Annotated in this window: 6 protein-coding genes and 2 pseudogenes; 5 read left to right on the top strand and 3 right to left on the bottom strand. The window is 32.8% G+C overall.

Going from position 1 to position 14,667, the window contains the following annotated elements; all coding sequences use genetic code 11:
• Positions 1–15: 15 nt before the first annotated feature.
• From RCG18_RS08685 to RCG18_RS08695, 3 genes and pseudogenes are all read right to left on the bottom strand, one after another.
• A pseudogene (locus RCG18_RS08685) lies at positions 16–1,769 on the bottom strand (NADH-ubiquinone oxidoreductase-F iron-sulfur binding region domain-containing protein).
• Positions 1,770–2,297, bottom strand: coding sequence for an NADH-quinone oxidoreductase subunit NuoE (nuoE, locus tag RCG18_RS08690; RefSeq protein ID WP_308040911.1), 528 nt, complete (start codon positions 2,295–2,297; stop codon positions 1,770–1,772).
• Between the two features lie 136 nt (positions 2,298–2,433).
• Complete coding sequence (locus RCG18_RS08695) at positions 2,434–3,282, bottom strand: sulfide/dihydroorotate dehydrogenase-like FAD/NAD-binding protein (protein WP_308040913.1); 849 nt, start codon at positions 3,280–3,282, stop codon at positions 2,434–2,436.
• Positions 3,283–3,708: 426 nt separating this feature from the next.
• Here RCG18_RS08695 and eno point away from each other — a divergent pair.
• From eno to secG, 5 genes and pseudogenes are all read left to right on the top strand, one after another.
• Positions 3,709–5,005 (top strand): annotated as a pseudogene (gene eno, locus RCG18_RS08700) (phosphopyruvate hydratase).
• Positions 5,006–5,555: 550 nt separating this feature from the next.
• Positions 5,556–8,324, top strand: coding sequence for an ATP-binding protein (locus RCG18_RS08705; RefSeq protein WP_308040914.1), 2,769 nt, complete (start codon positions 5,556–5,558; stop codon positions 8,322–8,324).
• A 13-nt stretch (positions 8,325–8,337) separates the two neighbouring features.
• Positions 8,338–9,459 (top strand): response regulator, encoded by a 1,122-nt coding sequence (locus RCG18_RS08710; RefSeq protein WP_308040915.1) that lies wholly within the window; start codon positions 8,338–8,340, stop codon positions 9,457–9,459.
• A gap of 501 nt (positions 9,460–9,960) precedes the next feature.
• Positions 9,961–14,220 carry a cell wall-binding repeat-containing protein gene (locus RCG18_RS08715; RefSeq protein WP_308040916.1) on the top strand — a complete coding sequence of 1,420 codons (4,260 nt, stop codon included), beginning with the start codon at positions 9,961–9,963 and terminating at the stop codon, positions 14,218–14,220.
• Positions 14,221–14,332: 112 nt separating this feature from the next.
• On the top strand, positions 14,333–14,566 hold the full coding sequence (secG, locus tag RCG18_RS08720; protein ID WP_308040917.1) for a preprotein translocase subunit SecG: 234 nt from the start codon (positions 14,333–14,335) through the stop codon (positions 14,564–14,566).
• The last annotated feature ends 101 nt before the right edge of the window (positions 14,567–14,667 follow it).

A 14,667-nucleotide genomic window follows, 5' to 3' on the forward strand; every position in this document is an offset into this window, starting at 1 on the left:
ATACCACCTCTCCTTCTACTCTACATTAATAGCATTAAATCTACATACTGTTATACAATTGCCGCATCTTATACACTTTTGTTGGTCTATTTCATGGACCTCTTTTAACTGACCCTTAATAGCCTCAGCTGGACATTCTTTGCACATAGGGTGCAGCTCTTACAAGCGTCAGCAGAAATTGTATAGGTTAAAAGACTCTTACACTGTTTAGCTGGACACTTTTTAGTTTCTATATGGGATAAATATTCATCTCTAAAATATCTTATCGTTGTAAGTACAGGGTTAGGTGCAGTTTGGCCAAGCCCGCATAAAGATCCATCTTTAATACTTACACATAATTCTTCTAATGTTTTAATGTCCTCATCTTTGCCATTCCCTGAGCATATCCTTTCAAGCATTTCAAGCATTCTTTTTGTTCCTATTCTACAATATATACATTTTCCGCAGGACTCTTTGCATGTAAAGTCAAGAAAGAATCTTGCCATATCTACCATGCATGTATTTTCATCCATTACGATCATGCCACCAGATCCCATGATGGCGCCGGTTTTGCTAATTGATTCATAGTCAACAGGAGTATCTAGTAATTCTTTTGGTATGCATCCACCAGAAGGGCCTCCCATTTGAACTGCTTTAAATTCTTTATCTTGTTTTATTCCTCCGCCTATTCCGTAGATAACGTCTCTGAGTTTCATTCCCATAGGAACTTCTACTAGCCCGCCATTTTTAATCTTACCTGCAAGAGCGAATACTTTTGTACCTTTGCTTTTTTCGGTACCAAAAGTAGCGAAGGATTGTCCGCCATTTACTAATATCCATGGAACGTTAGCATAGGTTTCTACATTATTTATATTTGTTGGTTTAGCAAAATATCCAGATTGCGCAGGGAATGGAGGTTTCAATCTTGGCATACCTCTTTCGCCCTCAAGAGATGCGATTAATGCAGTTTCTTCACCACATACAAATGCTCCAGCGCCTGTCTTAATTAATATATCAAATTCGAAGTTAGAGCCCAGTATATTTTTACCTAAATAACTTCTCTCTCTTGCTTGATTAATTGCTATTTTAAGTCTTTCTATTGCAAGTGGGTATTCGGCACGACAGTATATGAAACCTTTCTTTGCTCCCATTGCATAACCTGCTATTGCCATACCCTCAAGAACTGCATGAGGATCTCCTTCAAGTACACTTCTATCCATAAATGCACCTGGATCTCCTTCATCAGCGTTACATACTACATATTTATCCTGACCCTTAGATTTTTTAGCAGCATCCCATTTAAACCAAGTTGGAAAACCTGCGCCACCTCTACCCCTTAGTCCAGATATTTTTATTTCCTCAATAACCTCTTCAGGAGTCATTTCATTAATAACTCTACTGAGTGCCTTATATCCATTGTTTTCAATATATTCATCTATTTTTTCAGGATTGATTATTCCACAATTTTTAAGTACAATTCTAACTTGATTCTTTAACTGAGGATATGGTTCCTTATCAGTAGATACTATATACTGACCAAGTAGTTCTCCATTAATAATATGACTATCAACTATCTCTTCAATTAGGCTTGGTGTAACATTGGCATATGTAGACACAGTATCGCCATCAATAATATCAACTATCGGTTCATAAAAACACATACCTATGCAGCCAGTGATTGAAACGTCAATATTTAAGTTCTTTTCGTTAATTAATTCGTTCAATCTATCTTTAACTTTTTTAGCTCCTGCAGCTATACCACAGCTGCCAAATCCTATTCTAATTTTCATTTAAACAGCTTCCTCCTTTTCTTTAGCGTATATATCCTTAATAATCTTTCTTGCGCGATCAGGTGTCAAATTTCCATAGGCCTCTCCATTAATCATAATTACAGGTGCAAGACTGCAGCAACCAAGACATGCTACATCTTCAAGTGAAAACATTCCATCACTGCTTGTCTCTCCTGGCTCAATTCCAAGTTCGTCACAAATAGCATTCCCTATTGCTTCCGAACCGTTTACATGACAAGCTGTTCCTTGACATTGGAGTATCATATACTTACCGATAGGATTTAATCTAAATTGAGAATAGAATGTAGCAACTCCATATACCTTTGCTCTTTTATTACCTGTCTTATCAGCGATTAATTTTAGGACATCAAGAGGGAGGTAGCCATATACACCTTGCGCATCTTGCAATATGCTAATCAGGTTTCCATTTTCGTTGTAATATCTATCAAATACCTTATTCATTAGGGATAGATCAACCTGATTAGTGCTAAATTTTGACTCTAATTTCTTTTCACAGTCACAAGCCATCCTTTATCACTCCTTTAATATATTAAATAAATTGGCAAACTATAGATCTTCCACCAGTAACTTTAATTCGTAGTATAAAAAATATGTGACGTAATTTTATAGAGGACAATTGTCCTCTGTCCTCTATAAAAATTAACTATAAGCCTAATCCCATACGGCACTTATGAGCTTCTTCTTTTTTATACATAGCTTGTCTTCTTATAGCTTCTTCAAAATCAACTAAATGACCATCGAATTCTGGCCCGTCTATACAAGTAAATTTAGTCTCTCCACCTACAGTAACTCTGCAACCTCCGCATAAGCCTATTCCATCTATCATTATTTGTTTTAAGCTTACTATAGTTTTAATACCGAAACCTTTCGTAAATTCACATATGGATTTCATCATAGTCATTGGAGTCACAGCAATAATGTGGTCGTAACTTTTTCTTTCCTTTTCAATAAGCTCTCTTAATAGGTCCTCAGCAGAACCTTTATAACCATAGCTTCCATCATTAGTTGCTATATATGAATTAGCTGATATGGTTATCATTTCTTTCTCAAGCAACAAGTGCTCTTTTGATTCACAGCCAACTATTACATCAGCATCAATTCCGTTCTCGTGAAGCCATTTAACTTGAGGATATACATGCGCTGCACCGATGCCATCAGCTACAAATACTATGCTTTTATTTCTTAAAATCTCTAAGTCTTCATTTACTAAATCAGAAGGGTGTCCTAGTGGACCTACAAAATCTAAAAATGATTCGGCAACTTCGTAGGTAGATATCTTACGAGTAGAGATACCAAGTGTTTGGAACACAACAGTTACAGTTCCTCTATTAGTATCATAATCACAGATAGCCAAAGGGATTCTTTCGCTTTTTTCGTCACTTCTTACTATAACGAATTGTCCTGGTAAGCAAGATTTAGCAATTCTTGGAGCCTCAATATCCATTAAAAAAGTATTAGGAGCTAACATTTTCTTGTTTGTAATTTTATACATTTCATCCCCTCCATAATATATAATTTATGCTGTTACCATCTTTTTAAGCGCTGATGTATTTTTGTGCAATATTAAAATTAATATTGCTTTATAAAATTTATATTAATAAGAACAGAAAAATATATCATTTTAAATAAAAAAAATATCTATAAAATTTAAAAAGTTTTTCGCAATATTAATAAACTGTTGTTAGAACTACAACAATTTAAGACAAAAAATAACTATAAATAACCTTATACATATGGAGATAAATAGCAATTAAGTATGATGGTTTATTTTACATCATATTAACTTGTTATTTATTCGAATTTGCCTTATTCTAAAATTAGAAATATAAATTCATAATTTTCATTTTTTTAGGTATAATTAAAATGTTGAAAGAAAATTCATTTTTGAACTATGGTATTAAAATATGGAGGTGTTTTTATGAAAAATTACATTGAAATTGTAGATGTAGTTGCAAGACAAATACTTGATTCAAGGGCTTTCCCGAACAGTAGAAGTAGAGGTTGTGCTGGAGGATGGAACTGTTGGAAGGGCCGCTGTACCATCAGGAGCTTCCACAGGTATGTTTGAGGCAGTAGAGTTAAGAGATGATGATAAATCAAAATATAATGGAAAAGGCGTTTTAAAAGCTGTAGACAACGTAAATAATTACATAGCTGAAGAGCTTATCGGAATGAATGTATTTGATCAGGTTTTAATAGATAAAACTATGATAAAACTTGATGGTACAGAAAACAAAGGAAAGTTTGGTGCTAATGCAATACTTGGAGTATCACTTGCTTGTGCTAAAGCAGCTGCTGAATATTTAGGATTAAGTCTTTATCAATATATAGGAGGAGTAAATGCGAAAGTTCTTCCTGTGCCAATGATGAATATAATAAATGGAGGAAAGCATGCTGACAACAATGTAGATTTACAAGAATTTATGATTATGCCTGCAGGAGCATCAAGCTTCAGTGAAGCTTTGAGAATGAGTGCAGAAGTTTATCATACATTAAAATCATTATTGAAATCAAAAGGATATGATACTGGAGTTGGTGATGAAGGAGGCTTTGCTCCAAACTTAAAATCCAATGAGGAAGCTATACAGGTTATAGTTGAAGCCATAGAAAAAGCAGGATATACACCAGGCAAAGAAATATTTATAGCCCTAGACCCTGCTTCATCTGAAATATATGAAAATGGTAAATATAATTTAAAAGGCGAAGGAAAAGTATTAAGTTCAGAAGAAATGGCTGACTACTATGTGAGCCTCGCTAATAAGTATCCAATAATATCAATAGAGGATGGCATGGCAGAAGAAGATTGGGAAGGCTGGAGAATGCTTACTGAAAAGTTAGGTAATAAAATTCAGCTTGTAGGAGATGACTTATTTGTAACCAACACAAGTAGATTAAAAACTGGCATAGAAAAAGGTGTTGCAAATTCAATATTAATAAAACTAAACCAAATTGGAACTCTTACAGAAACCTTAAATGCTATAGAAATGGCAGAAAGAGCAGGATATACAGCTGTTGTTTCCCATAGATCAGGCGAAACAGAAGATACAACTATAGCAGATTTAGTTGTGGCAGTAAACTCAGGTCAAATAAAAACTGGTGCACCAGCAAGATCTGAAAGAGTAGCAAAATATAATCAGCTTCTTAGAATAGAAGAAGAATTAGGGGAAATGGCGGAATACAGAGGCTTAAATGCTTTCTATAATGTAAAAAAATAAGCTATTATCGATATAAGTGTAGCTAAAAATTAAAAAGAATGACTTAATTTCCTGAATATATAGGGAATTAAGTCATTCTTTGTTTTTTTTTATATTTAAATGGTATATAATGTTATTAAATTTGTCTATATTAAAGAAATAAGAGAGATGTATAACTATTAATAATATATATAGTCCTCTCTATATTATCAATAGAAACAATCTAATTTACAGAAAGGAGAGAATAAAAATTATTAAGAATAAAACTAAAGTTATAAAAGTAATTTATATTATTATTTTTTCTGTAACGTTACTAATTTCAAATATCCTACCTATAAAAAAATATATAGAAGAAAAGCCAAGTCAAAATGCGAAGGGCTATATAGATCTATCTAATTGGGACTTTAATAAAAAAGGTGTTGTCAGGCTTGATGGCAACTGGGAATTTTACTGGAATCAACTTCTATATCCTAAGGATTTCGAGGCAAATAGCAGCTCACCAATAAAACCTAAACTTTCAGGATATTATCCAGTTCCATCAAATTGGAATATATACAAGGTAAATGGAAGTTTGCTTCCTAGTCAAGGTTACGCTACTTATAGAGTTAGAGTTAAAATAAAAGAAATAGATAAAGCTTTATATGGCATTAAAACCACAAGAATAAGGGAATCAAACAGGATATTCATAAATGGAAAAGAGGTAGGACATAGTGGAATTCCAGGGAAAAGTTATGAAGAAACAATTCCTAAAATTCTTCCACAGACAGACCTTACAGAAATAAGTGGGAATACTGTTGAAATTATTATTCAAGTGTCAAATTTTAGGTATTCTAATGGAGGTATTTTTCATTCTATATATTTTGGAAATTATAGAGGAATTACTGCTTTTAGAGAATATAGCATTGCTATGGATGTTTTGATTTGTACAGGATATTTATTTATGGGAATTTATTTTATAGGATTTTACATACAAAGAAAGAAACAATCAGAATTTTTATCCTTTGCATTATATTGTATTTTTTCAGCTCTTTATTTATTATTTAATGGTGAAAAGCTAATTTTTGCTATTATACCTAATCTTCCCTATGAAATGTATCATAAGTTAATTACTTTATCAGGTAGCTTGAGTACATATTTTACTTATCTATATATATATAATCTTTATGAGGAACTATATTCTAAGAAAGTATTAAAGTTTTTTCAAATGTGTATTACTTTTGACATGATTTTAGTATTAACTACACCACTATATTTTTTTTCTAGCTTATATCCTATATTTGGTTTAGTTACTGCAATTGGAATAATCTATAATATTTTTGTTATGATAAGAGGAGTATTGAGAGCAGAAAAGGAGTATGTTTATGCAATAACAAGTACAATATGTTTTATAGAAATGCAACTTGTAGTGTTACTAGCAACCTTTTGGAAATTAGACATTAGTTTTATACCACCAGTAACAATTCCTCTTTTTATTCTTTCACAAGGTCTTTTGATGTCTCAAAGATTTACAATAACTTATGAAAAAGTAGAAGAACTTTCAGAAAAACTAACAATTATTGATAAGATGAAAGATGAGTTCATGGCTACTGTATCTCACGAACTAAGGACTCCTTTAAATGGAATTATAAATATATCTCAATCTTTAGTAAATGGAGGAGCTGGAAAAATAAATACAGAGCAGCAAGAGAATCTTACAATCATAGCACATATGGGAAGAAGACTCTCAAATTTGGTAAATGATATTTTAGATTATTCAAAAATGAAGAATGGCAATATAATACTGTATAAAAGCAGTGTTGATTTAGAAGCAGTGGTTTCTTTGGTGTTTAAAATATTAGGTTATACTATAAAAAATAAAAAATTAAGATTTGAAAGTAATATTGAATCTGGGAGTTTTTTAGTTTGGGCAGATGAAAATAGATTAAAGCAAATTATGTACAACCTTATTGAAAATGCGGTTAAGTTTACAAAAGAAGGTACAATAACTGTGTCAGCGTCAAAAGTTAAGGGGAATATACATATATCTGTAAGAGATACAGGTATAGGAATGCCTAAAGAGATGCATGAAGATATTTTTAAGTCTTTTGAACAGGTTAACCCAAAAGACACAAGTGAATATAGAGGTACAGGACTTGGCTTATCCATAACAAGACAGCTTGTAGAAATACATGGAGGAAAAATTTGGGTTGTATCTGAAGAAGGAGTAGGTTCTGAGTTTATCTTTACATTAAAAGAAAGTAAGAAAAAAAATGTTGATTTAAAAGAGGATAATCTTTATAAAGAACCTATTATCTTGGACAAGCTTATAATAGAGGAACAAACAATTTTTAAGCATAATATAGGAGGAGAATTTTCAATACTTGCAGTAGACGATGAGAAAGCAAATCTCAAAGTGCTTTTAAATGTATTGCTCATGGAAAAGTTTAATGTAACAGCTGTAACCAGTGGACAAGAAGCATTAAAAGAACTTGAAGGTGGACTAAAATATGACTTGTGCATTCTTGACCTTATGATGCCGAGGATTTCAGGTATAGAGGTGTGTAAAAAGATAAGACAAAAGTATTCAGCATTAGATTTGCCAGTATTGATGTTAACTGCAAAATCAGAGCCAAATGATTTACTTTTAGGATTTGAAGCTGGAGCTAATGATTTTTTGGTAAAGCCATATAATCTTGAAGAAATGAAGGCACGAGTAAATACATTGCTTCAATTAAGAAAATCTGTAGGGTCCGTCATTGCTTCAGAAACAGCCTTTTTACAGGCACAAATAAAACCTCATTTTCTTTACAACGCTCTTAGTGCTATCGCATCTCTTACAACTAGAGAACCACTTAAAGCAAAAGAGCTTATATTAGATTTAAGCGATTATTTAAGAGGAAGCTTTAATTTTGACAGAAAGGATGACTTTGTCTTGATATCTAAAGAACTTGCAACAGTAAATGCTTATCTTTCTATAGAAAAAGCAAGATTTAAAGATAGGCTTAAGATAGAAATTTATGCTGGAGAGGATACAAATATAAAGATACCACAGCTTATCATACAACCATTGGTTGAGAATGCAGTAAGACATGGTATTTTAGAAAAAACAGAGGGGGGAACAGTTAAACTTTCTATACAGCGAGATCAGAGTTATGTATATATAAAAATTGAGGATGACGGAATTGGGATTCCTCAAGATAGAATTTCTCAGATAATAAATGGCAAGGATAAAAAAGCTGGAGTAGGCCTTGCAAATATAAATAGGCGACTTATAAATTATTATGGATATGGGCTTGAAATAGAAAGTGCCATTGGAATAGGAACTAAAGCTTTTATGAAAATTCCGATAGAAAGAGTTTAGTGGGGGAGATATTATGATTAAAATTATGATTGTGGATGATGAAGAATTTAATCTTTTAGAAATAGAAGAGCTAATAAAAGATAAACATGACTTGAAAATCGTAGGCTCATTTTTAAATCCCTACAAAGCACTAGAAGCTTCAAAGTTGTTAAAGCCAGATATAGCTTTTCTTGATATTGACATGCCAGGAATAAATGGGCTAGAACTTTCAGAAAAGCTTCTTGGAATAAACCCTGTAATTAAAATTATTTTTATAACAGCATATAGTCAATATGCTGTGGAAGCTTTTGAAATGAATGCAGTAGATTATGTACTAAAACCAATTAGAAAAGAAAGATTTAATAAAGCACTAAAGAGAATTATAGATAGAAAGATCATAGAAGAAAGCACTGAAATAAAAGGAAGGTGGAAAATATTATGTTTTAATACTTTGGAAGTTTATTATGAAGAGAATAAATTAAAATGGAAAACGGAAAAAGAAAAAACTTTATTCGCTTATTTATTTGAAAATTTAGGGAAAAGTGTACATAAAGATAAAATCATTGAAAATTTATGGTTTGGATCTGACTATAAAAATAACCTTATTTATTTGCAAACAACTATAAGCAGACTTAGAAAGTCATTAAGGAATTTAGGTGGAAACTTTAAAATAGAGTATTCAAATAACAGTTATCAAATGAATATGGAAAATGTAGATTGTGATGTATTTGAATTTGAAAAACTTGTGGATGAATGTAAAATAGTTGATGAAAGTAAAATAGATGTCGTAGATAAAATTATAAATATATACACTGGAGATTATCTTGCTGAAAATTGCTATGTATGGTCAGTACTAAATGAAGAAAGGCTAAGAGAAAAATATTTAGATTTATTAATAAATTTCTCTAAGTATCTAATGAAAACTGAAAGATATAAAATTGCCTTAAAGTATTTAAATATTTTAGCAGAAAAAAAACCATATGATGATAAAATAAATGCTATGATCCTTTTAGCATATGATAAGCTGGAGGATATTTATTTAATTATAAAGCATTATCAAAACATTGAAGCAATTCTAAGGATGGAGTATGACATGGAAGTTCCCTTAGAAACAAAAAGATTATTCTTGAAAATTTGCAAAAATAAACATAAATAAAAATTTTTAATTGGTATCTTAGGGAATTGCTGTGTGGATAATAAATATACAAAAAACTAAAAAATGTGAATTTATACAAAAATAGCTGTATGTAATGAATTTTTATTTATTACATACAGCTGTTTTTGCCTTTTTATGAGTTTTTTGTAAGAGTTTTGTAAGAGATGGGTGATAAAATTAGAGATATTAATTATTTAATAAGAAACTTATAAAATTTTTTGAAAAATGTAAATACGACCAATATGTTGACTTGTCATAATTGACAAATTCTGAAACATCTTTTATTAAGACAAAACATGTTTGTTCTTCTCTTCTATGATTTATTAATATTTATTATTTCGTAGTGGAAGAAAAAATAAAAGTCTAACGGTTAAAAAGTTAGGCGAATCAATGCTTGTAGAATTCACAAGCGACTAAAAATTTATTTAATTAAGGAAGGGAGTATAGACTAATGAAAAACATTGTAACAAAAAAGTATGTGCAATTCTGCTAACATCTTGTATGCTGCTTAGCGGGCTATCAGTTGGGACAATTAATGTTAAGGCTGATGGAGTTGCACCAGCACCACCTGATCCTAATAATATAACAGTAAAGAACTATGTAGCAGGATTAGATGACAAAGTGATAGTAAAAGGTATTCAACCAGGAGATGTAGTAACAGTATATGATCAGACAACAGGCGCTGCTATCACTATGGGACAAGCAACTGCCGGTAGTGATGGAGTTACAGAGATAATTATACCTCAACTACAGACTGCACAGACAATAGCAAATAATGATGAAATATATGTAACAGTTACTAGAGGAGGCGCTGAAAGTGACAAGGTTGCAAAACAATTTACAGAAGAACCTATTCCGTGGCATGTGTATGACCATACTGGTAACTGGGGTGAAATGAACTATCCCAATGGAGATAATAATCCTTTAGGAAGTGCATATAACAAACATATTATTGTAGCAAATGGTGGAGGCAGAATAACTTTTTATGGTTATGGACAACCAGCATATAATGATTTTATATATTTGTCAAGTGACGACACAAATGAGAAGACATTTACTTTTGATATGGATATATCAACACTTAATTTCCATAGTATGCAAGGTGCAGGGGTTTTGTTTAATGCACAAATTACAAATGGCAAAATCTCAGGATATGCGTTACTTTATACAGAGGATAGTAAGTTTACATTATATGAGTTAAATAATGCAGATGTTAATTTGTTGCATGATGGAAATGTAAATATTGAAAATGTTTCTGGGGTAACACAAAAATCAAAATTTGCTCCTGATACAAAAAATCCCCATTCTTTAATAATAAAGACATTACCTGAAAAACTCAATGTATCGGATAATGGAAAGCAAATTGTAACAGATTTTGCGTTACCTAATGCATATGGAAATGGATTAGGATTAATTGCAGCTTACAAAGCACATGGATGTCCAATATTATCTTATTTTACAATTACTAATGTTAAAATTAAAGGAGTGACATATTCCTGGCCGATTTTAAATTTGACAGCTAAGAGAGGAAATCCTGGTGAGGGTATTTTGAACTTCTCAGCACCAGAAGGAGCTGAGAGTATATTGTTACAACAATCTACGGATGGGATTAACTTTGTTAACGCAACTACAACTAGTGCTATTACAGCGACCTCTACAACTGCAACTGTAACAGGTTTAGATGACCATCAAAGGTATTTCTTTAGACTATTAGTTGGAGGTGGAACTAGTGAAGGAGTTTCTAACGTAGCATATCTTTCAGCTCCAATAATAGACTTAGCAGCTACACCTGGAGATACTACGGCAAACTTAACCTTTACAGCACCTGAAGGAGCTAAGAGTGTAATTGTTCAACAATCTACAGATGGGGTGAACTATACCACATCACGAACAAACTTACCTGTAACACAGGGTTCGACAAGCACTACTGTTACTGGATTAACTAATGGAAAGCAATATAGTTTTAGACTGATAGTTACAGGAGGTGCTTATGATGGAACATCAAATGTAGCAACTGCAACACTTGGAGCAGCATACACAATAACATTTGATCCACAAGGTGGTAATGCTGTTACTACGAGCCAAAGCATAAGTGATGGCGGAAAAGTAGTAAAACCAGCAGATCCGACAAAAGAAGGAAAGATTTTTGGAGGATGGTACAAGGAAAATACTTGCACAAATCCATGGAATTTTGGAAATGACACAGTAACAGCAGACACAACTCTTTATGCAAAATGGAATATTAACAGCTACATTGTTAGTGGTATAGTTAATGATGATGTCACTCCTGCAAACCCTGTCTCAGGAGCTAAGGTACATATTGAGTTTGGTGGAAAGAACGTTTCAGGACCTGTTGATACAGATGCAGACGGTAACTTCACACTATATGATGTACCTGCTGGTATATACAATTTAGTAATTGAAACCACTGATGTTAACGGTAAACCTATTATTGTTACTCAAATAATTCAGGTTACTGGAAATACTCAATTAGGTGCTATAAAACTTCCAGTAGGTCGTAAAAGCAGTAAGTTTCTTCCTACAAATGGAGTTCCGGTAAATGCAGTAGGCAAGCTTGACGAAGTGTTTAACAATGTGAACAGTAACAGTGATGATAATTTAGGTGTAACCTTAAATGACCTTGATACTGTTAGAAATGGCGGAGAAGTCCTTGTACGACTTGAAGCAAAACCTGTTGACACAGTTAATCAAGCAAATCAAATATCCAATGTGAATTCTGCTATGTATGGTGACAGAAAACACTCTGGTTACTTAGTAGATATTTCAGCTTATAAGGATGTTACGCCGCTTAGTGGCTCTACAAATACCACACAGCTTAAACAATTGAACAACCTTGTAGATGTTTATATTACTTTACCGAGTGAAATACAGGGCAAAACAGGCTATGTAGTATACCGTCATCACGAGGGAGCTGTTAATAAAATTACAGAGACTCCTAATGGAGCAGGAGAGAAGTTTAGAATAATAAATGGTGATACGCTTATTCTTTCTGTACAGAAATTCTCAGTTTATGCAATTGCCTATGATGAACAGACTAGCGGAGGAAGCGGAGGCAGCCATGGCGGTTCAGGCGGCGGTTCGGCAGGATCAAGCACAGAAGGCAGTCCTGTAAATGGTACAGTACAAGATGGAAAAACAGAAGCAGCACAAATAAAAGCAACTGTAAAAACTGAAGGTGATGGTACAAAAACTGTCTCTATGAAGGAAGCAGAAAGCATACTTGTTAAACAAGCGGATGGTTCAACATTACCTCTTGGAAATATGCCTAAAGTTTCTGTCGTAGGCAGTAATGGAACATCAGTACCAGTAACGGGAGATGGAACCCTTACATTTAAGGGTCTGCAAAATGGAAGTGACAACAATTACAAGGTTTATTTTGATCTAGGAAATGGACAAAAGATTATTATTGGTAAAGTTAAGATTACTGTTTCATCAAATGGAACTGTAGGTGTAGCAAGCAACCTAATAGATCCATATGGATTAATTACAGACTCAGTGACAGGGCGTCCAGTTGCTGGTGCAGAGGTTAAGTTATATTATGCAAACACAGCTAGAAATATAGCAAATGGAAAGACACCGGATACATTAGTTAGTCTTCCTGCTATAGATGAACTTAAACTAAATAAGAACCAAAATCCACAAGGAAGCAATGCATTAGGAGCTTATGGCTGGATGGTATTCCCTAAATCAGACTACTATATAGCAGCAACAAAAGATGGATACTATAAATATATGAGTCAAACTTTATCAGTAGATGAAGAACTAGTTAAATGGGACTTTAAAATGAATCCACAAAATGCAAGCACTCAAATAAATGGGCTAAATAGATTTTGGGGACAAGATAGAATTGATACAGCTATAGCTATTGCAAAAGCAAACTTTACTGGAAAAGTTTCAAATGTAGTTTTAGCAGCATCATCAAATTTCCCAGATGCATTATCAGGAAGCCCGCTTGCATATAAATTGAATGCACCAATAATACTTGTAGGTGATACAGAGGCAGACCAAGCAAAAGTTATTAATTATATTAAAGAAAATGTGGATAGTACAGGTAAGATTTATATACTTGGAGGGTATGGTGTAGTAACTAAGGCATTCGAAGATAAAGTAACAGCTAGCGGCTACAGCAGCGTTAAGAGACTTGGCGGAGCAGACAGATATGAAACCTCAGCCAAAATAGCTAAAGAGCTTAGTGTAGCTGAAAATACACCAGTAATCATAGCTTCAGGAGAAAATTATCCAGATGCACTATCAATAAGCAGCATAGCAGCAGTAAATGGATATCCAATATTGTTAGTAAGTAAAGATTCAATTTCTGATTTAATAATAGAACAATTAAAAATTATAAAACCAGGAAAAGTATTCATAGTAGGATTACAAGGAGCAGTTGGAAGCGCAGTAGAAAGTCAAATTCCACAGTTACTTGGGAAAAATGCTGATATTATAACAAGAATAGGTGGGCAAAACAGATATGAAACATCAATTGAAATAGCTAAATATTTCAATCTAGCTGGAAACAATGTATGTATAGCAACAGGGAACAGTTTCCCAGATGCTGTAGCAGGAAGTATCTATGCAGCTAAACATAATTCACCAGTGATTCTTGTAGATAGAGCATTAACAGAAGCACAAAAACAATATATAATAGACAGAAAAACAACAGGAATAGCTATATTTGGTGGTGAAGGAGTAGTAAATAAGAATATTGAAAGTCAATTATCGCAAATAATAGCTAAATAATTTAAAATACAAAAAACGTTCAAAGCAAATTTGTTTTGAGCGTTTTTGTTGTAATAACTAGGAGCATATGTTAAAATGTAAGATGTGTTATAATACCAGGAGGTGGAGAAACATGCATATTGCTTTAACTGTTATACAGGCTATAGTAGCAGTAATACTAATAACAGTCGTGTTAATGCAGCCAAGTAAGACTAATGGCTTAAGTGGATTAGTAAGTGGCGGAACTACAGAGTCATTCTACTCCAGAAACAAATCGAGAACATCTGAAGCAAGACTATCAAGAATTACAGTTGTATGTTCAATAATATTTGCAATATTATGTGTATTACAAAATATAATAAAGTAGTATTTTAGATTTACATATGTAGAGCGGAATTTTAAGACCGCTCTATTTATTTTTCCCTAAATCAATTGACTGTTGGATAAATTTACTATAATATAAGAATA

This window comes from Clostridium sp. OS1-26 (assembly GCF_030915445.1).
GTDB lineage: Bacteria > Bacillota > Clostridia > Clostridiales > Clostridiaceae > Clostridium_AM.